Source organism: Streptomyces sp. NPDC031265 (assembly GCF_055570295.1).
Window position 1 is genome coordinate 48,969 of record NZ_JBVIHM010000010.1, and the last position, 23,669, is coordinate 72,637.

18 protein-coding genes are annotated in these 23,669 nt (G+C 70.8%); 7 read left to right on the forward strand and 11 right to left on the reverse strand.

Annotated features, from left to right (window positions below; translation table 11 throughout):
* Window positions 1-50: 50 nt before the first annotated feature.
* From ACZ499_RS17375 to glgX, 4 genes are all read right to left on the reverse strand, one after another.
* Window positions 51-2,093 carry a M4 family metallopeptidase gene (locus ACZ499_RS17375; RefSeq protein ID WP_468675874.1) on the reverse strand — a complete coding sequence of 681 codons (2,043 nt, stop codon included), beginning with the start codon at window positions 2,091-2,093 and terminating at the stop codon, window positions 51-53.
* Window positions 2,094-2,518: 425 nt separating this feature from the next.
* A complete protein-coding gene (locus ACZ499_RS17380) occupies window positions 2,519-4,441 on the reverse strand; it encodes an ABC transporter ATP-binding protein (protein ID WP_468675875.1) in 1,923 nt (640 codons plus the stop codon).
* Entirely contained in the window at window positions 4,438-6,462 is a 2,025-nt protein-coding gene (locus ACZ499_RS17385) for an ABC transporter ATP-binding protein (protein WP_468675877.1), read from the reverse strand. The genes ACZ499_RS17380 and ACZ499_RS17385 overlap by 4 nt, the downstream gene beginning before the upstream one ends.
* Before the next feature lie 176 nt (window positions 6,463-6,638).
* A complete protein-coding gene (gene glgX / locus ACZ499_RS17390; protein WP_468675879.1) occupies window positions 6,639-8,900 on the reverse strand; it encodes a glycogen debranching protein GlgX in 2,262 nt (753 codons plus the stop codon).
* A 141-nt stretch (window positions 8,901-9,041) separates the two neighbouring features.
* On the opposite strand from glgX, the gene ACZ499_RS17395 reads away from it, so the two are divergent.
* The 6 genes from ACZ499_RS17395 (at window position 9,042) to ACZ499_RS17420 (ending at window position 16,025) form a co-directional block, all read left to right on the forward strand.
* A complete protein-coding gene (locus ACZ499_RS17395) occupies window positions 9,042-10,298 on the forward strand; it encodes a L,D-transpeptidase (protein WP_468675880.1) in 1,257 nt (418 codons plus the stop codon).
* A gap of 227 nt (window positions 10,299-10,525) precedes the next feature.
* Window positions 10,526-11,782: a L,D-transpeptidase gene (locus tag ACZ499_RS17400; protein ID WP_468675883.1), complete on the forward strand. Its 1,257-nt coding sequence runs from the start codon at window positions 10,526-10,528 to the stop codon at window positions 11,780-11,782.
* 304 nt (window positions 11,783-12,086) lie between these two features.
* Window positions 12,087-12,854 carry an enoyl-CoA hydratase/isomerase family protein gene (locus ACZ499_RS17405; RefSeq protein WP_371654851.1) on the forward strand — a complete coding sequence of 256 codons (768 nt, stop codon included), beginning with the start codon at window positions 12,087-12,089 and terminating at the stop codon, window positions 12,852-12,854.
* 115 nt (window positions 12,855-12,969) lie between these two features.
* Window positions 12,970-13,611: an ATP-binding protein gene (locus ACZ499_RS17410; protein WP_468676123.1), complete on the forward strand. Its 642-nt coding sequence runs from the start codon at window positions 12,970-12,972 to the stop codon at window positions 13,609-13,611.
* A gap of 423 nt (window positions 13,612-14,034) precedes the next feature.
* Window positions 14,035-14,844, forward strand: coding sequence for a polysaccharide deacetylase family protein (locus ACZ499_RS17415; RefSeq protein WP_468675885.1), 810 nt, complete (start codon window positions 14,035-14,037; stop codon window positions 14,842-14,844).
* Window positions 14,844-16,025: a YncE family protein gene (locus ACZ499_RS17420; RefSeq protein WP_468675887.1), complete on the forward strand. Its 1,182-nt coding sequence runs from the start codon at window positions 14,844-14,846 to the stop codon at window positions 16,023-16,025. The genes ACZ499_RS17415 and ACZ499_RS17420 overlap by 1 nt, the downstream gene beginning before the upstream one ends.
* Window positions 16,026-16,077: 52 nt before the next feature.
* Here ACZ499_RS17420 and ACZ499_RS17425 read toward each other — a convergent pair whose 3' ends face one another.
* The 3 genes from ACZ499_RS17425 to ACZ499_RS17435 all read right to left on the reverse strand — a co-directional run bounded on the left by ACZ499_RS17425 (window position 16,078) and on the right by ACZ499_RS17435 (window position 18,859).
* Window positions 16,078-17,322 carry a cytochrome P450 gene (locus ACZ499_RS17425; RefSeq protein WP_468675888.1) on the reverse strand — a complete coding sequence of 415 codons (1,245 nt, stop codon included), beginning with the start codon at window positions 17,320-17,322 and terminating at the stop codon, window positions 16,078-16,080.
* Entirely contained in the window at window positions 17,319-18,038 is a 720-nt protein-coding gene (locus ACZ499_RS17430; protein WP_468675890.1) for a tRNA-dependent cyclodipeptide synthase, read from the reverse strand. The genes ACZ499_RS17425 and ACZ499_RS17430 overlap by 4 nt, the downstream gene beginning before the upstream one ends.
* A 182-nt stretch (window positions 18,039-18,220) precedes the next feature.
* On the reverse strand, window positions 18,221-18,859 hold the full coding sequence (locus ACZ499_RS17435; RefSeq protein ID WP_468406054.1) for a GNAT family N-acetyltransferase: 639 nt from the start codon (window positions 18,857-18,859) through the stop codon (window positions 18,221-18,223).
* 136 nt (window positions 18,860-18,995) lie between these two features.
* On the opposite strand from ACZ499_RS17435, the gene ACZ499_RS17440 reads away from it, so the two are divergent.
* Window positions 18,996-19,208 (forward strand): EF-hand domain-containing protein, encoded by a 213-nt coding sequence (locus tag ACZ499_RS17440; protein ID WP_385536542.1) that lies wholly within the window; start codon window positions 18,996-18,998, stop codon window positions 19,206-19,208.
* Window positions 19,209-19,259: 51 nt separating this feature from the next.
* Here the strand turns inward: ACZ499_RS17440 and ACZ499_RS17445 are convergent, their stop codons facing one another.
* The 4 genes from ACZ499_RS17445 to gcvT form a co-directional block, all read right to left on the reverse strand.
* Window positions 19,260-20,630 (reverse strand): L-serine ammonia-lyase, encoded by a 1,371-nt coding sequence (locus tag ACZ499_RS17445; RefSeq protein ID WP_468675891.1) that lies wholly within the window; start codon window positions 20,628-20,630, stop codon window positions 19,260-19,262.
* A gap of 152 nt (window positions 20,631-20,782) precedes the next feature.
* Entirely contained in the window at window positions 20,783-22,042 is a 1,260-nt protein-coding gene (glyA, locus tag ACZ499_RS17450) for a serine hydroxymethyltransferase (RefSeq protein WP_385536538.1), read from the reverse strand.
* 23 nt (window positions 22,043-22,065) lie between these two features.
* Window positions 22,066-22,440, reverse strand: a complete 375-nt coding sequence (gene gcvH / locus ACZ499_RS17455; protein WP_385536536.1) for a glycine cleavage system protein GcvH — start codon at window positions 22,438-22,440, stop codon at window positions 22,066-22,068.
* A 69-nt stretch (window positions 22,441-22,509) separates the two neighbouring features.
* Window positions 22,510-23,622 carry a glycine cleavage system aminomethyltransferase GcvT gene (gcvT, locus tag ACZ499_RS17460; protein WP_468675894.1) on the reverse strand — a complete coding sequence of 371 codons (1,113 nt, stop codon included), beginning with the start codon at window positions 23,620-23,622 and terminating at the stop codon, window positions 22,510-22,512.
* Window positions 23,623-23,669: the final 47 nt, after the last annotated feature.

Below are 23,669 nucleotides of genomic sequence, written 5' to 3' on the forward strand. Positions count from 1 at the left end.
TTGTGGGGGCCCGGGCACCTTTTTCACGTCCTAGTCAGCCGCCTGACCGTTCAGAACGTGAGCTTGAAGTTGTCGATGTAGCCGGTGTCGTACCGCGCCTTGTCCTGGACCTTCAGCTTCCAGGTGCCGTTGGCGACCTCGGAGGAGGCGTTGACGGTGTACGTGGTGTCGAGGTTGGCCGTCGAGCCGCCGGTCCCGGTGGTCTTCAGCGAGTACACCGAACCGTCGGGCGCCACCAGGTCGATCTGGAGGTCACCGATGTAGGTGTGGACGATCTTCACGCCGACCTTGAGGGTGCTGGGCGCGTTGCCGGTGACACCGGTGACGGCGACCGACGAGGTGACCGCCGCTCCCGGGGAGTCCGGGATGTTGACGTTGGTGCCGCTCTCGAAGACCTTGCCGCCCGGGTCGCCACCGCCGCCGTGGCGGGCGCCGACCGCGATGGCCGCCCACGCGTCGGTGATGTTGTTGACCTCGGCGCTGCCCGCACCGTAGAGCTCGGTCGCCGCGGCGATGGTGCCGTCGCGGGCGCCCTTGTAGTCGGTGCTCGAGTTGAACTTGGTGGTGAGCGCCTTGTACCAGATCAGCTGGGCCTTGTCGCGGCCGATGCCGGTGACCGGCAGGCCGTCGGAGGTCGGCGAGTTGTAGGTCACGCCGTTGATGACCTTGGTGCCGCTGCCCTCGGAGGCCAGGTAGAACCAGTGGTTCGCCGGGCCGGAGGAGTAGTGGACGTCCAGGTTGCCGAGGCCGGAGTACCAGCTGTCCTTGGAGCCGCCGTCCTTGCTCGGCTTGTCCATGTAGCGCAGCGGGGTGCCGTCGCCGTTGATGTTGATCTTCTCGCCGATGAGGTAGTCGCCGACGTCGGACGCGTTGTTGGCGTAGAACTCCACCGCGGTGCCGAAGATGTCCGAGGTCGCCTCGTTGAGGCCGCCGGACTCGCCGCTGTACTCCAGGCCCGCCGTGTTGGAGGTGACGCCGTGCGTCATCTCGTGGCCGGCCACGTCCAGCGAGGTCAGCGGGTCGTTGTTGCCCGTGCCGTCGCCGTACGTCATGCAGAAGCAGCTGTCGTCCCAGAACGCGTTGACGTACGCGTTGCCGTAGTGGACGCGGGAGTACGCGCCGACGCCGTCGCCGCGGATGCCGCTGCGGCCGAAGACGTTCTTGTAGAAGTCCCAGGTCTCCCCGGCGCCGTAGGCGGCGTCGGCGCCCGCGGTGGCGGCGTTGGAGTTGGTGCCGTCGCCCCAGGTGTCGTTGGTCTGGGAGAACAGCGTGCCGGTGCCGGAGGAGCCGTGGTTCAGGTTGTACGTCTTGTGGCCGCCGCGCCCGCCGTCGGTCAGCGTGTAGTTCGAGCCCGACTGCGTGGTGCCGAGGGTGACCTGGCCGCTGTAGTGGGTGTTGCCGACACCGGTCTCGATGCCCTGCCACTGGTACAGCTTCGCGCCGGTCGCCGCGTCGGTGATGACGTGCAGCTGGTTCGGGGTGCCGTCGTCCTGCAGACCGCCGACGACCGTCTCGTACGCGAGGGTCGGCGTGCCCTTGGCCATCCAGACGACCTTGCGCGGGGCGCGGTCGGCGGTGGCCTTCTTGGCGCCCTTGTCGGCGGCGGCCGCGAGGGCCTGCTTCTGCGCGCCGGCCGGGCCCTGCTTGGCCGTGGTGGCGATGTTCTTCAGCTGGGCGCCGTTCGCCTTGATGACGCCCTGGGTCCGGCCGCCGGCGGCCGTGTCGACGACGAGGTCGCCGCCGAGGACCGGGAGCCCGGCGTAGGTGCGCTCGTACCGCGTGTGCTGGGTGCCGTTCTGGTCCTTGATCACATCGCGGACGACGAGCTTCTCCTGCGCGCCGAGGCCGAGGGTCTTGGCGGTCTCCGCCGTCTTGTCGCCGGCCTGGCGTATGAGCTCGGCCCGCTGCGAGGGCGAGAGCTTGGCGGGCAGAGCGCCCGGGTTGCGTACGGCCTGCGCCTTGAGGGCGTTGGCGGACGCGGAGTTGTCGGGGCGTGCGCTGGCGCTACCTGCCTGGACTCCGACGGTGAGCATGGCGGCTGCGGAGAGCAGGGCGGCGGTGGCGGTGGCACGACGACGGTGCGTGGATCTCACGCGAACTCCTTCTGCGAGGGGGGTACCGGCGGCTGGGTAGGGCCGTCCGGGCGGAGCATGCGGAGCGGTGATTCTTGGATCGGGGAGAGAGTGCCAGCAGTGGCCGACCGCTGTCAGGAGCGCGTCAAGAAGTTGGCCGGAAATCGTTCGTTGTACGAAGGACGCCGTTCGTTAAGCGGACGTTTCCTTTGTCAACACCGTGTGTCCAGTGAGCAGTTGGGTGCGTCGCGATCGACGGGAGTGTCCGGATACGCACCCTGTCCCACCAGCAAGAAAGGCGTCCGGAGCGGTAGCGGAAACCGCTTGCGACAATGGCCGCAATGCGACTCCGCACTTGTCGCTCCGGAGCCCCGCCCGGCGTCCGCCAGGCGGACAGTGGGACGGATGGGGCGACGAGTCGGTTCCCGTCGCCCCGCCCCTTCCGGCTATGCCAGGCTCTCCCGCCACGCCCGGTGCAGATCCGCGAACCGGCCGGTTCCCGCGATGAGTTCGGCGGGCGAGCCGTCCTCGACGACGCGCCCGTGCTCCATCACCAGCACCCGGTCCGCGATCTCCACGGTCGACAGCCGGTGGGCGATGACGACGGCGGTACGGCCGTGCAGCACCGTGTGCATCGCGCGCTGGACCGCCCGCTCGCCCGGGATGTCGAGCGACGAGGTCGCCTCGTCGAGGATCAGCACCGCCGGGTCCGCGAGCAGCGCGCGGGCGAAGGCGACCAGCTGGCGCTGGCCCGCCGAGATGCGCCCGCCCCGCTTGCGCACGTCCGTGTCGTAGCCGTCCGGCAGCCGTGCGATGAAGTCGTGCGCGCCGATCGCCTTCGCGGCCCGCTCGATCTCCTCGCGGGTCGCCTCCGGGCGGCCGATGGCGATGTTGTCGGCGACCGTGCCGGAGAAGAGGAACGCCTCCTGGGTGACCATCACGACCCCGCGCCGCAGCTCGGGCACGGCCAGCTCGCGCAGATCGACGCCGTCGAGCAGGACCCGGCCCGGTTGGGGCGTCCCCTGCTCGGAGCTTGTCGGAGAGCTTGGGGAAGGGTCGTAGAAGCGGGCGAGCAGCTTGGCGAGGGTGGACTTGCCGGCGCCGGTCGAGCCGACCACGGCCACGGTCTGCCCGGCCGGGATCGTCAGGTCGAAGCGGGGGAGCACCTCGCCGCCCGTACGGTACGAGAACCCGACGCCGTCGAACTCGACGCGCCGCCCCGGGAGTTCACCGGACCGCTCCGGCAGCGGCACCGGATGTGCGGGCTCGGGCACGGTCGGCGTCTGGGCGAGCAGCCCGGCGATCTTCCCGAGGGACGAGACGGCCGCCTCGTACGAGTTGAGGAACATCCCGAGCCGGTCGATCGGGTCGTACAGCCGCCGTAGATACAGCACCGCGGCGGCGAGCACGCCCAGCGCGAGGGTGCCGTCGGCGACCCGGGAGGCACCCCACAGCACCATCGCGGCGACGGCGGTGTTGGCCACCAGGCGCGAACCCACCACGTACTGGGCCATTTCGAGGATCGCGTCGCCGTTGGTGCGCTCGTGGTGGCGGTTGAGCCTGCGGAACTCCTCGTCGTTGGCGCGCTCGCGGCGGAACGCCTGGACCGGCCGGATGCCGTTGAGGGTCTCCGCGAACTTGACGATCACGGCCGCGATCGCCGTCGAGCGGGCGTCGAACGCGCGCGAAGCACGGCGCCGGTAGCGGCGGATCAGCAGGTGCAGCGGCGCGTACGAGGCGACGGCGAGCGCGCCGATGCCCCAGTCGAGCCAGAGCAGCATCGCGCAGATGTACACGGCGGAGAGCACCACGCCGATGAGCTCCTGGAGCCCCTCGTTGAAGAGTTCGCGCAGCGACTCCACGTCGGAGGTGGAACGGGAGATGAGCCGGCCCGAGGTGTACCGCTCGTGGAAGTCGACGCTCAGCGCCTGCGCGTGCCGGAAGATCCGCCCACGCAGATCGAGCAGCACGTCCTGGCCGACGCGGGTGGACGCGCTGATGAACGCGTACTGCAGCAGCCCGGCCCCCAGGGCGCAGACGAGGTACCCGGAGCCGACGGCGATGAGGGGTCCGTATTCGTGCTTGCGGAATGCGGGCACGCCCCGGTCGATGGCGTACGCGACGAGCATCGGCCCCGCCTGCACGGCGGCCTGCTGCAACAGGATGAGCAGCGCGGTGACGACGACGCGGCGCCGCATGGGGCGCAACAGGTCGAAGAGGAGGGCGCGGGTGGCGCCGGCGGGGGAGGGGAGGGCGTCGCGATCGAAGGGATCGGTAGGGGGCGGCGGCCCCTCTGCCCCCTTTGCCTTTTCTGGCCCCTCCGGCTCCTCCGGATCGGCCTGGCGCTCCGCACCCATGGTGGTCGTCATCGGTCCTCCCCCTGATCCCCCGCGCCGGACATCAGCCAGGCGTACTCGGCGTTGCTGCGCAGCAGTTCCTGATGGGTGCCGACGGCGGCGACGCGGCCGGCGGAGAGCAGCGCGACCCGGTCGGCGAGCATCACCGTCGACGGGCGGTGGGCGACGACCAGCGCGGTGGTCTCCCGCAGGACGTCGCGCAGGGCCGCCTCGACGCGGGCCTCGGTGTGTACGTCGAGGGCGGAGAGCGGGTCGTCGAGCACCAGGAACCTGGGCCGCCCGACGACCGCCCGCGCGAGGGCGAGCCGCTGGCGCTGCCCGCCGGAGAGGCTGAGCCCCTGCTCGCCGACCTGGGTGTCGACGCCGTACGGGAGCTCCCGTACGAACCCGGCCTGCGCGACGTCCAGCGCGCGGTCGAGGTCTTCGGGCCCGCCGCCGCCCATCAGGACGTTCTCGCCCACGGAGGCGGAGAAGAGGGTGGGCTCCTCGAACGCCACGGCGACGAGCTCGCGGAGCCGCTCGCGGGGCATGGTGGTGATGTCGACCCCGTCGAGCGTGATGCGCCCACCGGTCGCGTCGTACAGGCGCGGCACGAGCGAGGTGAGCGTCGTCTTCCCGGACCCGGTCCCACCCACGATGGCCATGGTCTCGCCGCTCCGGATGTGGAGATCGATCTCGGAGAGGAGGGGTGGGGTGTCGGCGGGGGCGTCGGGGTAGCGGAAGGCGACGCGGTGGAATCTGATGCCGAGGTGGTGGGGCGCGGGTTCGTCTGCGGGTCGTGTGTGGTTGCTCGCGCAGTTCCCCGCGGAGCCCTCCGGGGGGTTGCGGTGTCTGTCCGCGGGTTGTGTGTGGCTGGTCGCACAGTTCCCCGCACCCCTTGAAGCGCCTCCAGCCCCTCCGGCGTCGGAGGAGCGGGGTTCGGGGCGGAGCCCCGTAGCGGGGTGCAGGGGCCGCAGGCCCCGCTCGGGGTCCGGGGGCGTAGGCCCCGGGAGATCACCCTCGTCCCCACCCACCCCCGGAGGGTTTGGGGAACGGGCGGGGTGGGGGCCCTCATCCAGGACCTCGAAGAACCGCTCTGTCGCCGTCCCCGCCTCCTGGCTCATCGCCAGCAGGAACCCGATCGAGTCCACCGGCCACCGCAGCGCCAGGGCCGTGGACAGGAACGCCACCAGCGTCCCGGCCGACAGGTCACCGTCGGCCACCCGCACGGTCCCCAGCACCAGCGCCGCCCCGATGGCGAGTTCGGGTATCGCCGTGATCACGCCCCACAGCGCCGCGAGCAGCCGCGCCTTGTGCAGTTCGGTGCCCCGCAGCCCCCGCGCCAGCTCCCCGAACGCCCGCGCCTGGCTGCGATGGCGCCCGAACCCCTTGATGATCCGGATGCCGAGCACGCTCTCCTCGACCAGCGTCGTCAGATCGCCCACCTGGTCCTGCGCCCGCCGCGCCGCCACCGAGTAACGCGACTCGAAGAGCGAACACAGTGCCACCAGCGGCACCACGGGAAGGATCAGCACCAGCCCCAGCGTCCACTCCTGCGAGAGCAGGATGATGAAACCCACCAGGATGGTCACCCCGTTGACCAGCAAGAACGTCAGCGGGAACGCCAGGAACATCCGTACCAGGCTCAGATCCGTCGTCCCCCGCGACAGCAACTGGCCCGACGGCCACCGGTCGTGGAAGGACACCGGCAGCCGTTGCACATGCCGGTACAGATCCGCCCGCATCGCCGCCTCGACCCCCGCGAGCGGCCGCGCCACCAGCCACCGCCGCAGGCCGAAGAGGAGCGCCTCCGCGATCCCGAGCAGCAGCAGGACGAGCGCGCCCAGCCAGACCCCGCCGGGGTCGCCGTCGCTGACCGGGCCGTCGACGATCCACTTCAGTACGAGCGGGATCACCAGACCCAGGCAGGACGCGACGACGGCGACTAACGCCGCGCTGAACAGGCGAGTTCGGACGGGTCGTACGTACGGCCAGAGCCTGAGCAGCGTACGGACCGTCGACTGGTTCTTGGTGGGTGCATGTATGTCTGGCATCAATCATCGAGCCTAAACTTCACCACCGACAACGCCCACCGGCTTTTTGACCGAGTGCCTCGTCTGCGGGTCGGTGGGGGCTGGTCGCGCAGTGCCCCGCGCCCCTTGGGCAACTCCGGCCCGGCCAAGTCCAGCCGTTCCGGCGTTTGAGGCGGGGCGGGGCGGGGTGGGGGATCTCACCCCGTAACCCGCAGCACCTGTAGCGACCGCGCCCCCACTCCCACCTCCACCCCACCCCGGTGCACCCGCCCCGGCACCCCCGCCTGGTCCTCCACCGCCGTGTCCACCAGCACCTCGTACCCCTCCCCCCACGGCGCCCCCGGCACCACGAACCCCGTCGGGCGGCTGTCGGCGTGGAGGACGATCAGGAAGCTGTCGTCCACCACGGGCGTGCCCCGGGCGTCCCGGCCGGGGATGTCGCGGCCCGACAGGTACAGGCCGAGCGTGGCCGTCGGCGCGTACCAGTCCCGCTCGGTCATCTCCGTCCCGCGCGCGGTGAACCACGCCAGGTCCCGCAGCCCGTCCGCCCCCTGCGCCCGGCCGGAGAAGAACGCGCGGCGGCGCAGCACCGGGTGGCGGTGGCGCAGCGCGACCAGGCGGCGGGCCAGTTCGAGCAGCCCGCGGGGGCCCGGCTGTTCCAGGAGGGACCAGTCGATCCACCCCACCTCGCCGTCCTGGCAGTACGCGTTGTTGTTGCCGCCCTGGGTGCGCCCCATCTCGTCCCCGGCCACCAGCATCGGCACCCCGGTGGAGACCAGGAGCGTCGTCAGCAGGTTGCGCAGCTGGCGGCGGCGCAGGGCGTTGACCCGGGGGTCGTCCGTCTCGCCCTCCACTCCGCAGTTCCAGGACCGGTTGTCGTCCGTCCCGTCCCGGTTGCCCTCCCCGTTCGCCTCGTTGTGTTTGCGCTCGTACGAGACCAGGTCGCGCAGCGTGAAGCCGTCGTGGGCCGTGACGAAGTTGATCGACGCGTACGGGCGGCGGCCGCCCCACGCGTACAGGTCGCTCGACCCCGACAGGCGGTAGCCCAGGTCGCGCACATCGGGCAGCGCGCCGCGCCAGAAGTCCCGCACCGCGTCCCGGTAGCGGTCGTTCCACTCCGTCCACAGCGGCGGGAAGGCGCCGACCTGGTACCCGCCGCGCCCCACGTCCCACGGCTCCGCGATCAGCTTGACCCGGCGCAGCACCGGGTCCTGGGCGATGACGGCCAGGAAGGGGGAGAGCATGTCGACGTCGTGCATCGAGCGGGCGAGCGCCGCCGCCAGGTCGAAGCGGAAGCCGTCCACCCCCATCTCCGTCACCCAGTACCGCAGCGAGTCCGTGATCAGCCGCAGCACCTGGGGCTGCACCACGTGCAGTGTGTTGCCGCAGCCCGTGTAGTCCGCGTACCGGCGCGCGTCCGACTGGAGGCGGTAGTACCCCTTGTTGTCGATGCCGCGCAGCGACAGCGTCGGGCCGCGCTCGCCCGCCTCCGCCGTGTGGTTGTAGACCACGTCGAGGATGACCTCGATGCCCGCCGTGTGCAGCGCCCGCACCATCCGCTTGAACTCGCCGACCTGCTGGCCCGCCGTCCCCGAGGCCGAGTACGCCGCGTGCGGCGCGAAGTAGCCGACCGAGTTGTAGCCCCAGTAGTTGCGCAGGCCCCGGCGCAGCAGATGGTCCTCGTGGGCGAACTGGTGCACCGGGAGCAGTTCGACCGCTGTCACCCCCAGCCGTACGAGATGGTCGAGCGCCGCCGGGTGCGCGAGCCCCGCGTATGTGCCGCGCAGCTCCTCCGGGATCCCGGGGTGCAGTTTGGTGAAGCCGCGCACGTGCAGCTCGTAGATGACCGAGTCGGCCCACGGCGTCTTCGGGCGGCGGTCGTCCGACCAGTCGTCGTCATCGTGGACGACGACCCCCTTGGGGACGTACGGCGCCGAGTCCCGGTCGTCGCGGACGGTGTCGGCCACCTGCTGCTGCGGCCAGTCGCGTACATGTCCGTACACCTGCGGCGGCAGCCTGAAGTCTCCGTCGACCGCGCGCGCGTAAGGATCGAGCAGCAGCTTCGACGGGTTCCAGCGGGCCCCCGTCCAAGGGTCCCAGCGGCCGTGCACCCGGTAGCCGTACCGCTGCCCGGGCCGTACGCCCGGCACGAAGCCGTGCCAGATCTCATGGGTGAGCTCGACCAGGGCGAGCCGGGTCTCGGTGCCCGCCGCGTCGAACAGGCACAGCTCCACCGACTCCGCCCCGCCCGCCCACAGCGCGAAGTTGGTGCCCGCCACCCCGTCCGGCCCCACCCGGAACCGGGCCCCCAGCGGGGTCGGCGCACCCGGCCAGACCGGTGGCCGCAGCCCGCCGGGGCCGCCCCGCCGGCCGTGGCCGTTCAGTTCCCGGTGCCCTTCCCCGTGCGGAGCCGGTCGCCCCACCCCCCGCTCTGCCTCCTGCTCTGCTGCGCTCGACACCCCTCGGCCTCCCGCGGCTCGGCGCCTGGACGGAGCGCGGCGTCCCGGCCGCGGCTCCCCACGCGTGTTCTCGCAGGCTTTCTTCCCGTTACCCGGCTCGTACTCACGTTTCCCCCGGCGGGGCGCGGTCGTTGAGCCGTCGTGAGATTCGTACTGAAGCGGGCAGGGGCGAGCACCGCGGCCGCCCTGACATGGGCGGGACTGACAGCGGCGCTGGTGGCCGGGCTGGCCGGATGCAGCGGGGGCCATCTGGACATCGGCGGGGTCGACGGGGTCAAGGACGTCGTCGCGGGCAAGGCGCGGTCGCCCCGGGACGTGATCCTGGTGACCCCCGACGACGGGGCCAAGGGAGTCAAGGCGGACGGGAGGATCGGAGTGCGGGTGCCCGGCGGGCGCCTGGAGCGGGTCAGGGTGATGAAGGCCGAGGACGCCCAGCCCGAGGAGGTGCCGGGCCGGATCAGCGAGGACGGACTCTCCTGGGAGCCGACCCAGGGCGCGGCGGGGCGGCTCGAACTGGCCGCCAAGTACACGGTGGACGCGGTGGCGCTCGACGGCCACGGCCACCGCCAGGCCCGGCACACCAGCTTCACCACGCTGGTGCCCGAGCACCGGTTCATCGGCTACTTCAAGCCGGAGAACCGCTCGACGGTCGGCGTCGGCATGATCGTCTCGTTCAACTTCAACCAGGCGATCCAGAACCGGGCGGCCGTGGAGCGCGCCATCAGGGTCACCTCGAAGCCGGCGGTCGAGGTGGTGGGCCACTGGTTCGGCAAGGAGCGCCTGGACTTCCGGCCCAGGAAGTACTGGAAGCCGGGCACCAAGGTCACCGTGGACATGCGGCTGCGCGACGTCCCCGGCGCCCCGGGGGTGTACGGCATCCAGGAGAAGCGGATCGGCTTCACCATCGGGCGCGACCAGGAGTCCCTGGTGGACGCCGACGCGCACACGATGGAGGTGCGCCGGGGCGGCGGGCTGGTCAGTACGGTCCCGATCTCGGCGGGGGCGCCGAAGAACACCACGTACAACGGCAAGATGGTCGTCACCGAGATGTTCGACGTGACAAGGATGAACAGCCGTACGGTCGGCTTCGGCGGGGAGTACGACATCCCCGACGTGCCGCACGCCATCCGGCTGACCGCCTCCGGGACCTTCCTGCACGGCAACTACTGGGCGACGTCGGGCACCTTCGGCTCCAGCAACACCAGCCACGGCTGTGTGGGCCTGCGCGATGTGAAGGGCGGCAGCCCGGACACCCCGGCGGGCTGGTTCTTCGACCGCACGCTCGTCGGGGACGTGGTGGAAGTCATCAACTCCCGCGACAAAACGGTCGCGCCCGACAACGGTCTCGGCGGCTGGAACCTCGGCTGGGCGAAGTGGAGGGCGGGCTCGGCCCTCTGACCCTCCCTCGCCGGCCGGCCCGGCCCGTACACACCCCCGGTGACGTCGTGATGTCGCCACAGCGAACGCACGGGACCATTGGCACCGAACGGTGACATTCGCGTGGCGGTGCGTGTGCGTCCGGTGTGATTACCTAGGCAATCGTGTGCGCGCGAGGATGCGCGCGGGGGTGTTTTCACAGTGCGGGCCGTGGCTTGATCCAGGCCGTGCGAGGGGAGAGAACTGTCGTGAACGGGCAGCACATATCGGGGGCTCCGAAGAGAGCGGCGGGGCGGCGGCGCGGCACGCCGGGTCTGCTGGCTCTGCTGCTGGGGGCGCTGCTTCTGCTGGTCTCCGCGTGCGGGGGCGGCGACGACTCCGCCGGCGGCGGTGACGGCAAGGGCAAGGGCGGCGCCGGCAAGGCGGCCGAGGACACCAAGGCCTCGGCCGCGGTCGTGACCGTCGCGCCCAAGGACGGCGCCGGCGACGTGGCGACGAGCGGCGCGCTGAAGATATCCGCGGCCCAGGGCAAGCTCACCGCCGTCGCGGTCGCGGACACCAAGGGCAACGCGGTGGCCGGGAAGATCTCCGCCGACGGAGCCGCCTGGGCCCCGGACCAGCACCTCGCCTCCGCCACCAAGTACAAGGTCCACGCGGTCGCCAAGGACGACCAGGGCCGCGAGTCCGCCAAGGACACGACCTTCACCACGCTCGTCCCCAAGAACACCTTCATCGGCACCTACGCCCCCGAGGACGGCGACACCGTCGGCGTCGGCATGCCGGTGTCGATCAACTTCAGCCGCGGCATCACCAACCCGCAGGCCGTCGAGAAGGCCATCAAGGTGACGGCCGAGCCGTCGGTGCCGGTCGAGGGCCACTGGTTCGGCAACGACCGCCTGGACTTCCGCCCGGAGAAGTACTGGGCGGCGGGCACCAAGGTGACCGTCAAGTTCAACCTCGACGGCGTCGAGGGCCGGCCCGGCGTCTACGGCAAGCAGACCCGTACGGTGAAGTTCACCGTCGGCCGCTCGCAGGTCGCCACGGTGGACGCGGCCGCCCACACCATGACCGTCGTGCGTGACGGCAAGACCCTCAAGACCATCCCGATCAGCGCGGGTTCCCCGGCGAACACCACGTACAACGGCCAGATGGTGATCAGCGAGAAGTACCAGGTGACCCGGATGAACGGCGCCACCGTGGGCTTCGGCGGCGAGTACGACATCAAGGACGTGCCGCACGCGATGCGGCTGTCCAGCTCGGGCACCTTCATCCACGGCAACTACTGGGGCGACCCGTCGGTGTTCGGCAACACCAACACCAGCCACGGCTGTGTGGGCCTGCGGGACGCGCGCGGCGCGGGCGACTCCTCGACCCCGGCGGCCTGGTTCTACGACCGCTCGCTCATCGGTGACGTGGTCATCGTGAAGAACTCCAAGGACAAGCAGATCCAGCCGGACAACGGCCTCAACGGCTGGAACATGTCCTGGGCGGAGTGGACGAAGTAGGACGCGCCTGAAGAGATCTCAAGAGATCCGAAGGGAACGGACCCGGTCGCTGTGACGCACAGCACCGGGTCCGTCGCCGTTGACGGCAACCAGGGCCTGTCCGGCGGATCTTGTCCGGGACGCGGGGTCCTGGCACGCCCTCCCCCAAGGCCTCAAGGGCCAGGGGGGACCTGGGACCCCCAGCGGCGTTGTCGTCGGTTGCCGACTTTTCCAAGGGAAGCACCAGGACCCCGCTCACCGGGACCGAAAGGCGCAGGCACCTCGCGGGCGACCAGATCCGCCGGACAGGCCCTAACCTGCTGCCATGACTGTGACCCTCGAAGTCTCCGAAGGCGTCGGTACCCTCCGCCTGGACCGCCCCCCGATGAACGCCCTGGACATCGCGATCCAGGACCGGCTGCGCGAGCTCGCCGAGGAGGCGACCCGCCGCGACGACGTACGGGCCGTGGTGATCTACGGCGGCGAGAAGGTGTTCGCGGCGGGCGCGGACATCAAGGAGATGCAGGCGATGGACCACACCGCGATGGTGGTGCGGTCCCGGGCGCTCCAGGAGTCGTTCACCGCCGTCGCGCGCATCCCCAAGCCCGTCGTCGCCGCCGTCACCGGATACGCGCTCGGCGGCGGCTGCGAGCTCGCGCTCTGTGCCGACATCCGGATCGCCGCCGACAACGCCAAGCTGGGCCAGCCCGAGATCCTGCTCGGCCTGATCCCGGGCGCGGGCGGCACCCAGCGGTTGTCCCGGCTGATCGGCCCGGCCAAGGCCAAGGACCTCATCTTCACCGGCCGGATGGTCAGGGCCGACGAGGCGCTGACGCTCGGTCTGGTGGACCGGGTGGTCGCGGCGGAGAAGGTGTACGAGGAGGCGCACGCCTGGGCGGCGAAGCTCGCCCAGGGCCCGGCGCTCGCGCTGCGCGCCGCCAAGGAGTCCATCGACGCGGGTCTGGAGACGGACATCGAGACCGGGCTCGCCATCGAACGGAACTGGTTCGCGGGCCTGTTCGCGACCGAGGACCGCGAGCGCGGGATGCGCAGCTTCGTCGAGGAGGGCCCGGGCAAGGCCAAGTTCCTCTGAGTCGCGCGCGGTTGAAGGCCGGTCGTACACCCTGAGGGTGGATTAGCCTGGCCTTAACGGAGCCTTAAGTACGACGGGATCCGAACGCTTGGTGATCGGCTGGTCGCGGTCCGTCATCGCAGCTCGTGGGCGGTACGGGAGTGATCCGCCGCCCTCGGTACATGTTGAACGAGCTCCCCGGAACCTCTGGTTCCGGGGGCCGTTTTCCCCGGGAACGGCCCCGGAGTCCGTCCCGGGCGGCCATGATGGGGGCATGGCGGGGCTGGAGGGTGTGGAGCAACCGCGGCAGCGCGGTAGCGCGACCGCGGCTCGGTGGACGCCGGCCGTCGAGGACGAACGGGCGCTCAAGGCGCTGGAGTTGTTCGGCAACCCGACGGAGGAAGAGGTACGGCTGCCGTCCCGGCCCGAGTCCGCGGCGACCGCGCGCCGGCTCGCCCAGTGCGTGATACTGCGCCAGTGGGCGCTCTCCCCGGCCCTCGCCGAGCACGCGATCCTGCTCGTCTCCGAACTGGTCGGCAACGCGGTGCGGCATACCGGTGCCCGCGCCTTCGGGCTGCGGATGATGCGGCGCCGGGGCTGGATCAGGATCGAGGTGCGCGACCCTTCGCGCGGGCTGCCCTGTCTGATGCCGGTCCACGAGATGGACACCAGCGGGCGCGGGCTCTTCCTCGTCGACAAGCTCTCCGACCGCTGGGGCGTGGACCTGTTGCCGCGCGGCAAGACCACCTGGTTCGAGATGCGGGTCGCCGACCGCTGACCCCAGCCCGTGCCGAGCTCCCCGGGGCGGCCCCCGGATGCGCCGAAGCCCCCGTGCGTGCCGGATGCGGCCTGCCTGCGGGGGCTTCTGCGGAGCGCCGCCGTGGACCGGAGGGGGTGTGATCCACGGCGACTGAAGACGACCGAGCTCGGGTCAATGAGGGGTCGTGTCCCCGACTATGGCAGACGGGGGGCCTTCACGCCAAAAGTCCTTACTCGGACAAATATCCTCATATCCCCATAGTTTAGCTATGAATCGTAGGTGAGTTAGAGCACCCACCTTGTAAATGGTGAATAAGTATGGGTATCGCTGAGTGATTCAGCGAACCGGCCCGTCCGGCGAATGGCGCGTCCCGGCGACCCGCAAAGGTCCTGAAATGGGTCAATCATTACCTTCCGCCCGTCGGCGCACTTAAATGTCCATGTGCTCAATCCATCTCCCCGTGGGGTCGACCGCCGCAGCGCACTGCGTGCCGGGGCGGGGGCGGCCGTCGCGGGGGCCTTCGCGGCCGGCTGCACGGACGACGAGGGTGGCGCCGGACCGCCGCCCGCCGCAGCCACGCCCACCGCCTCCGCCGCCTCCGCCCGCCCCGGGACCACGCGCGCCGCCCCGGCCCCCCGCGCCTTCCCGGCGCAGCCGGCCCAGATCGTGAACGGACCCCGCGACCGGCCGAAGGTCGCGCTCACCTTCCACGGCCAGGGCGACCCCAAGGTGGCCACCGCCGTCCTCGCCGAGGCCGAGCGGGCCGGTGCCAAGGTCACCGTCCTGGCCGTCGGAACCTGGCTCGACGAACACCCGCAGATGGCCCGCCGCATCCTCGACGGCGGCCACGACCTCGGCAACCACACCCAGCGCCACATCGACATCTCCGCGCTCGCGGAGAGGGACGCGTACGCCGAGATCACCGGCTGCGCGGACCGGCTGCGCCGGATCACCGGCTCCGTCGGGACCTGGTTCCGGCCCTCCCGTACCCAGTACGCGACGCCGCTCGTTCAAAGACTGGCGCGGCGGGCGGGGTACCCGCACGTCCTCTCGTACGACGTCGACTCGCTCGACTTCACCTCGCCCGGCGCCTCGGCCGTGACGCGCAATGTCACCGGGCGGATCCGCAACGGATCCGTGGTGAGTCTGCACTTCGGCTACGCGGACACGGTCGCCGCGCTGCCGGTCCTCCTCGCCGACCTCGACCGCCGCGGACTGCGCGCGGTGACCACCACGGAGTTGCTGACCTGATGCCGACCCCCACCAAGAGGACCGCCGCGCTGCTGTGCGGCCTCCTGCTCGCCGCGCTCGCCGGATGCGGCTCGTCCGCGGACAAGGGAGGGAGCGAGGCCCTGGGCACCAAAGGCGCCGCGCAGCCCGTGCCGAAGAAGGCCGCGCCGCAGGGCCTGCCCGGGATGCCGCCGGTCCTGGACCCCAAGGACGCCTACGCCGCGGACCGCCCGGGCGCGCTCCAGCCGGCCGTGAAGAACTTCCTCGAACGCGTCTATGTGCCCAACACCAACTCCAACACCGTGTCGGTGATCGACCCCAAGACGTACAAGGTCATCGAGACCATCCCGGTCGGGCACCAGCCCCAGCACGTCGTCCCCTCCTGGGACATGAAGACCCTGTGGGTCAACAACGACCTGGGGGACAGCCTCACCGCCATCGACCCGGCGACCGGCAAGACGGGCCGCACGGTCAAGGTCTCCGACCCGTACAACCTCTACTTCACGCCCGACGGCAAGTACGCGGTCGTGATGGCGTCGATGGACCGCGAGCTGGTGTTCCGTGAGCCCGTCAACATGAACCGGGTCAAGACCGTCCCGGTCCACTGTGCGGGCGTCAACCACGCCGACTTCTCGATGGACGGCCGCTATTTCATCGTCACCTGCGAGTTCTCCGGCGAGCTGCTCAAGGTCGACACGGAGAAGATGCAGGTCATCGCCCATCAGAAGCTGCCGTTCGAGGGGGCGATGCCGCAGGACGTGAAGATGTCCCCGGACGGCAAGACCTTCTACATCGCCGACATGATGGCCCACGGCATGTGGATCCTGGACGGCGACCGGTTCAGCACGCCGACGCTGCTGCCCACCGGCAAGGGCTGCCACGGCCTGTACGTCAGCCGCGACTCCAAGGAGATGTACATCTCCAACCGGGGCGAGGGCACGATCTCCATCTTCGACTTCGCCCAGAACAAGCTGACCAAGAAGTGGCAGCTGCCGGACGGCGGCAGCCCCGACATGGGCGGGGTCTCGGCGGACGGCAAGGTCCTGTGGCTGTCCGGCCGTTACGACGCCGAGGTGTACGCGATCGACACCACCACCGGCCGTGAGCTCGCCCGCATCCCGGTCGGCTCGGGCCCGCACGGCCTCGCGGTCTACCCGCAGCCGGGCCGCTACTCGCTGGGCCACACCGGCATCTTCCGCTGAGCCCGTAGGCGCCGCTGCCCCCGGGGAGGACATCCCCGGGGGCAGCCGCGTCTCACCAGAGGACCGGCAGCCGTTCCGGCAGGCGCTTGATGAAACCGGTGCGCCACACCAGCTGTTGCGGCGGGACCGCCAGACGCAGCCCCGGGAGCCGCTCCACCAGCGCGCTGAGGGCGATCTCCGCGTGCGCCCGGCCCAGGCCCGTGGCCGGGCAGAAGTGACGGCCCGCGCCGAACGAGAGGTGCGGGTTGACCTCGCGGTCCAGGTCGAGCCGCTCGGGGTCGGTGAAGACCTCCGGGTCGAAGTTGGCGCCCTCGACCAGGACGAGCACCAACTCGCCCTTCCTGACCAGGACGTCACCGACCCGGGCGTCCTCGGTGGCCAGCCTCGGCAGGCCGTCCCCGATGGAGAGGTTCCAGCGCAGCAGCTCGTCCACCGCCCGGCCCATCCGGTCCGGGTGCGCCCGCAAGTACTCGATCAGCTCCGGGTGCTGGAGCAGCGCGAGCACCGCGAGGACCAGGAACGCGGACGTGGAGACGGCGCCCGCGCCGAAGAGCGAGACCGCGACCGTCGCCAGCATCTCGTCGGTGAGGTGCGCGGACTCCTCCTCCGTACGCAGCTCCGCGAGGCGGCCGAGCAGACCCGCGCGCCGGTCCTCCGGCGCGTTGAGCCGGTCGACCATGTACCCGAGGTCCTTGTACCAGTTCAGGCGGGAGCCGTCGAAGGCGTTCGGGCTGGTCATGAACGCGATGTCCAGACCGCTCATCAGCCGCCGCCAGTCCGCGAACGGCACCCCGACCACCTTGCAGTGCAGAGCCGCCGAGAAGGGGTCGGCGAACCCCGCCCGGAAGTCCGCCGGCGGTCCCTCGGCGAGCAGCCCGTCGATGAACTCGTCCGCCCGCTCCCGCAGCCACTCCCGCAGGCCGTCGGTGCGCGGGTTGAGCGCCTTCATCACGGCGCCGCGCAGCCCGGCGCTGTTGATGTTCCCCATGTTGTTGACGACCTCGGGCGGGATCGTCAGCGCGTACTGGCGCGGGGCGTCCGGGGCCGCGGTGTCCTTGAGACTGAACCGGTCGTCCTCCAGGACGCGTTTGGCCAGCGCGTAACTGCTCACCAGCCAGGCGGTGTCGCCGGTCATGGTGCGCACCCGGGCCACCGGCTCCTTGGCGCGCAGGACGGCGCACTCCTCGGGGAGCACGTCACCGCGCCGGCCGAGCGGGAAGTGGAGCAGCCGGTCGGTGCTGCTGGTGGTCGTGCTGGTGGTGTTGGTGGTCGTACTGGTGGTGGTCGTGCGGCTCATGCGGCGACTCCTTCCGGGCGGACGGCCTGCGGGCGTACGACCGCGTACGCCTGGTTGCGGGAGGCGCGCAGACCGCCGCCCTTGGCGTAGAGGAGTTCGGTGAGCGGGATCAGCACGTGATAGCTGGACACCGAGGACGGGACCTGGAGGATTCCCGGGGTGTCGAGGAAGAACGGGAGCTCCGCGGCGATGTAGTCGAGGCAGGCGGCGGTCTGCGCCGGGCTCACCGGGGCGCCGTCGGCCTTCCCGGCCAGGAACGCGGCGGCCATCTCCTCGCAGCCGGTGCGGAATTCGCGGTCGGTCGCGAGGAAGTGCCGCACCCGGCGGTGCAACAGGTCGTACACCGGGTTCCCCTCGAACTCCGAGAGCGCGTGCACGCCGACCGGGAGCCCGGGGCGGCCGGCCTCCTCGACGCCCCGCACGATCCTTCTGCGGACCGCCTTCAGCTCCTTGGCGGCCCGCCTGCGCGCGTGCTCGTCGTCATGGCCGAGCGTCGCGAACATCCGGTCCACATGGCGGTCGGCGTAGACGAGGTCGACCCGGTCGAAGCGGGTGGAGGCCCAGCGGACGAGACCGGCGATGCGGTCGGCGCTGAAATAGCTGTTTCCCGGACTCACCCCGATGAGGACGTGGTCCCCCTCGTCCCAGATGAACCGACAGGTCCGGGTGAACGGCTGGAAGGTAAAGGTGGTGGTTGCTTCAGTGGTGGCAGTCACTCCTGAATCGCCCCAGCGCCGCGAGTCCCTGGGAGCCCTGTGCTCCCGGTGTGGCGGCGACGACAAGAAGTTATCGTCCGGTGGCGGAGTGTAGGGAAGAGGGTCCCGGACTTCTGGCGGGAATTCGCCCCCGCGAAATGCCGTGGCCGATGTTTGCGCCCGCCCCCCGGCGGTCGGGCGGCTCAGTGCGCGACGAGCAGCGCTTCCGAGCCGACGGGGCGGTACCCCGCCGCCTGGAACGTCCGTACGCTGCGGGCGTTGCCCGGCGACTGCTGCGCCCAGATCACCGGCTCCGGCGCCAGATGCCGCGCCGCCAGCGCGAGCTGTACGCCCAGACCGCGCCCCCGCGCGCCCTCGTCCACCTCGATCGCCGCCTCCCAGCGGCCCGCCACGCCCCGCCCGAGGACCAGCACCCCGCCGTACGTCGCCCACACCCGGACCTCGTCGCGGAACTTCAGTGCCCGCGCCACCCGGGGGTGGTCGGGGTCCGCCAGCTCGGTCAGCGCGAGCGGCGGCTCACCGGGCAGGGCGGGCGCGCAGGTGAGGAGGTCGACGCAGTTCATCCGACGGCCGGTACGGGCCATCAGCGCGGCCAGGAATCCCGGATTCATCGAGGCGCCCAGCGGATCGGCGTCGGTGGCGGCCAGGGTGGCGCGGATCCACTCCGGGTCCTCGTCCAGGAAGACCACCGAGTGCGCGGTGAAGGCGAGCACGCCCGCGTCACGCGGGTTCGGCTGGGGAACGACGGTCGTCGCCCCGTCCGCCGGCGGGAAGTGCCCGCGCGCGGCGGCGGCCAGTATGTCGCCCAGTTCCTGCCCCATGCCCCTGCCACCTCTCCTGACCATCTGTGCTGCCCCCCATGATCGCCCACGGGCGGGGCCGGGCGCCGTACGGGGAGGGCGCCGGGCCGGTTAGTCTGACCCCCGTCAAAAACGCACCAAGATAGGGGTGGACCCAGTGGCGGACATCGAAGAGGCCCGCAAGGCGTTCGCGCGACTCGACGTCGACGGCAACGGCGAGGTGACGGCGACCGAGTACAAGCAGGTCATGGCCCAGCTGGGCGACTTCCACGTCACCGAGACCGTGGCCCAGGCCATCATCAGGGCCAAGGACGCCAACAGCGACGGCAAGCTCTCCTTCGAGGAGTTCTGGGCGTCCCTCAACAAGTGACCCCGAGCCCGTCCGCCGGCCCGCGGTGACGCGGCCCGGCGGACGGAGCCGTCAGCACTCGATGATGTTGACGGCCAGACCGCCGCGCGCGGTCTCCTTGTACTTCACGGACATGTCGGCGCCGGTCTCCTTCATGGTCTTGATGACCTTGTCCAGGGACACCTTGTGGCTGCCGTCGCCGCGCATCGCCATCTTCGCGGCGGTCACGGCCTTCACGGCCGCCATGCCGTTGCGCTCGATGCACGGGATCTGGACCAGACCGCCGACCGGGTCGCAGGTCAGTCCCAGGTTGTGCTCCATGCCGATCTCCGCGGCGTTCTCGACCTGCTCGGGGGTGCCGCCGAGGACCTCGGCAAGCGCGCCCGCGGCCATCGAGCAGGCGGAGCCGACCTCGCCCTGGCAGCCGACCTCGGCGCCGGAGATCGAGGCGTTCTCCTTGAACAGCATGCCGATGGCGCCGGCGGCCAGCAGGAAGCGGACCACGCCCTCGTCGTCCGCGCCGGGCACGAAGTTCATGTAGTAGTGCAGCACGGCCGGGATGATGCCCGCGGCGCCGTTGGTGGGCGCGGTGACCACGCGGCCGCCCGCCGCGTTCTCCTCGTTCACCGCCATCGCGTACAGCGTCGCCCACTCCATCGCGTGCGCGTCCGGGTTGCCCTCGGCGCGCAGCTGGCGGGCGGTGGTCGCGGCCCGTCGGCGGACCTTGAGGCCGCCCGGCAGGATGCCCTCGCGGGACATGCCGCGCGAGACGCACGCCTGCATCACGCGCCAGATCTCCAGGAGACCGGTACGGATCTCGTCCTCGGTGCGCCAGGCCTTCTCGTTCTCCAGCATCATCGCGGAGATCGACAGGCCCGTCTCCTTGGCGAGCCGCAGCAGCTCGTCACCGGTGCGGAAGGGGTACTTCAGGACCGTGTCGTCGGGCACGATCGGGTTCTCGCCCGCCACCGCGTCCTCGTCGACGACGAACCCGCCGCCCACCGAGTAGTACGTCTTCTCCAGGACCAGGGCGCCCTCGCGGTCGTACGCGAAGATCGTCATGCCGTTGGCGTGGTACGGCAGCGCCTTGCGGCGGTGCAGGATCAGATCCTCGTCGAAGTCGAAGGGGATCTCGTGGGCGCCGAGCAGGTTGATCCGGCCCGCCGACTTGATCAGCTCCACCTGCTCGTCGGCGCTCTCCACGTCGACCGTGCGCGGCGAGTTGCCCTCCAGGCCGAGCAGCACGGCCTTGGGGGTGCCGTGGCCGTGGCCGGTGGCGCCGAGCGAGCCGTACAGCTCGGCGCGTATCGAGGCCGTGTGGGCCAGCAGACCCTCGTTCTTCAGCCGCCGCGCGAACATCCGGGCAGCGCGCATCGGGCCGACCGTGTGGGAGCTGGACGGGCCGATGCCGATCGAGAACAGGTCGAAGACCGAGATGGCCACGGGAGGACTCCTTGTGGGTTGGTAGACGCCGTTGTCTGCCGGGGTGGTGCGGAACGAGCAGGAAAACGGGCGGTGCAAGGGTTCGGGGCACCGCACTCACTGTCCAGTGTGCGCGGTGCCCCGAAGGTTCGTACGAATAAAAGGGTACGAAATTACTTCAGGCCGGGGTACAGGGGGTGCTTCGCGGCCAGGGCGGAGACCCGGGCGGCGAGAGCGTCCTTGTCGAAGTCCGGCTTCAGGGTCTCGGCGATGATGTCGGCGACCTCGCGGAAGTCGTCGGCGCCGAAACCGCGGGTGGCCAGTGCCGGCGTGCCGATCCGCAGGCCCGAGGTGACCATCGGGGGGCGCGGGTCGTTCGGGATGGCGTTCCGGTTGACCGTGATGCCGACCTCGTGGAGGCGGTCCTCGGCCTGCTGGCCGTCGAGCTCGGAGTTCCGCAGGTCCACGAGGACCAGGTGGACGTCCGTGCCGCCGGACAGGACCGAGACGCCGACCTCGGTCACGTCGTCCTGGATCAGGCGCTCGGCGATGATCCTGGCGCCCTCCAGGGTGCGCTCCTGGCGCTCCTTGAACTCGGGCGAGGCCGCCACCTTGAAGGAGACCGCCTTGGCCGCGATCACGTGCTCAAGCGGGCCGCCCTGCTGACCGGGGAAGACCGCCGAGTTGATCTTCTTGGCGAGCTCCTGCGTCGACAGGATGACACCGCCGCGCGGACCGCCGAGGGTCTTGTGCGTGGTGGTGGTCACGACGTGGGCGTGCGGCACCGGGTTGGGGTGCAGGCCCGCGGCGACCAGGCCCGCGAAGTGGGCCATGTCGACCATCAGGTACGCGCCGACCTCGTCCGCGATGCGGCGGAACGCGGCGAAGTCCAGCTGGCGCGGGTACGCGGACCAGCCGGCCACGATCAGCTGCGGCTTGGACTCCTTGGCCAGGCGCTCGACCTCGGCCATGTCGACCTGTCCGGTCTCGTCGACGTGGTACGGGACCACGTTGTAGAGCTTGCCGGAGAAGTTGATCTTCATGCCGTGGGTCAGGTGACCGCCGTGGGCCAGGTTCAGGCCCATGATCGTGTCGCCCGGCTTGAGCAGCGCGAACATCGCGGCCGCGTTCGCCTGCGCGCCCGAGTGCGGCTGCACGTTGGCGTGCTCGGCGCCGAAGAGCGCCTTGATGCGGTCGATCGCGATCTGCTCGACCACGTCGACGTGCTCGCAGCCGCCGTAGTAGCGGCGCCCCGGGTAGCCCTCGGCGTACTTGTTGGTGAGGACCGAGCCCTGGGCCTCCATGACCGCGACCGGAGCGAAGTTCTCCGAGGCGATCATTTCGAGGGTGGACTGCTGACGGTGGAGCTCGGCGTCGACGGCGGCGGCGACGTCCGGGTCCAGCTCATGGAGGGACTGGTTCAGAAGCGACATCAGAAGATCCCTGGAGTGGTAGGTCAGCTGGCGAAGTCGGTGTACTCGTCGGCGGAGAGCAGGTCGCCCGGCTCGTCCGTGACGCGCACCTTGAACAGCCAGCCGCCCTCGAACGGGGCGGAGTTCACCAGCGACGGGTCGTCGACGACGTCCTGGTTGGCGGCGACGACCTCGCCCGTGACCGGGGAGTAGAGGTCGCTGACCGACTTGGTCGACTCCAGCTCGCCGCAGGTCTCGCCCGCGGTCACCGTGTCACCGACCTCCGGGAGCTGGACGAACACCACGTCACCGAGCGCGTTGGCCGCGTGCTCCGTGATGCCGACCGTCGAGACGCCGTCCTCGGCGCCCGACAGCCACTCGTGCTCCTTGCTGTAGCGCAGCTGCTGGGGGTTGCTCATGGCCTGAATTCTCCTGTACGAGGGGGAGTGGTGGTGAACAGATGAGTCGTGCGGTGCGTGTGCGAGGGGTCACTTCTGGCGCTTGTAGAACGGCAGCGCCACGACCTCGTACGGCTCATGCGTACCGCGAATGTCGACGCCGACGCCGGAGGTGCCCGGTGCGGCGTGCGCGGCGTCCACGTACGCCATGGCGATCGGCTTGCCCAGCGTCGGCGACGGGGCGCCCGAGGTGACCTCGCCGACCACCTCGCCGCCCGCCACCACGGAGAATCCGGCGCGCGGCACCCGGCGGCCCTCGGCGATCAGCCCGACCAGCTTGCGCGGGGCCTTGGCGGCGGCGCGCTCGGCGGCGGCCTCCAGGGCCTCGCGGCCCACGAAGTCGCCCTCCTTCTCGAACTTCACGACCCGGCCGAGCCCCGCGTCGAACGGGGTGAGCGCGGTGGTCAGCTCGTGCCCGTACAGCGGCATGCCCGCCTCCAGGCGCAGCGTGTCGCGGCAGGACAGACCGCACGGCACCAGGCCCGCGTCCTTGCCCGCGTCGGTGAGCGCGCGCCACAGCTGCTCGGCGTCGGCCGGGGCCACGAAGAGCTCGAAACCGTCCTCGCCGGTGTAGCCCGTACGGGCGATCAGCGCCGGGACACCGGCCACGGTGCCGGGCAGGCCCGCGTAGTACTTCAGGCCGTCCAGGTCGGCGTCGGTAAGCGACTTCAGGATGCCGGGGGACTCGGGGCCCTGGATGGCCAGCAGCGCGTACGCGTCGCGGTCGTCGCGGACCTCGGCGTCGAAGGCGGCCGCGCGCTCGGTGATCGCGTCCAGCACGACCTGGGCGTTGCCGGCGTTGGCGACGACCATGTACTCGTCCTCGCCGAGGCGGTAGACGATCAGGTCGTCGACGATGCCGCCGTCCTCCTGGCAGATCATCGTGTAGCGGGCGCGGCCCACGCCGATGGTGCTCATGTTGCCGACCAGCGCGTAGTCCAGCGCCTTGACGGCGTCCGGGCCGGTGACGGTGATCTCGCCCATGTGGGAGAGGTCGAAGAGACCGGCCCGGGTACGGACGGCGTTGTGCTCGTCGCGCTCGCTGCCGTACCGCAGCGGCATGTCCCAGCCGGCGAAGTCGGTCATGGTCGCGCCCAGCGAACGGTGAGTTGCGTCAAGGGCGGTGAGACGGGGATTGCTCATGAGGGTGTGGCTCCCAGGGCATGACGGCGAGGACGATCCTCCCCATC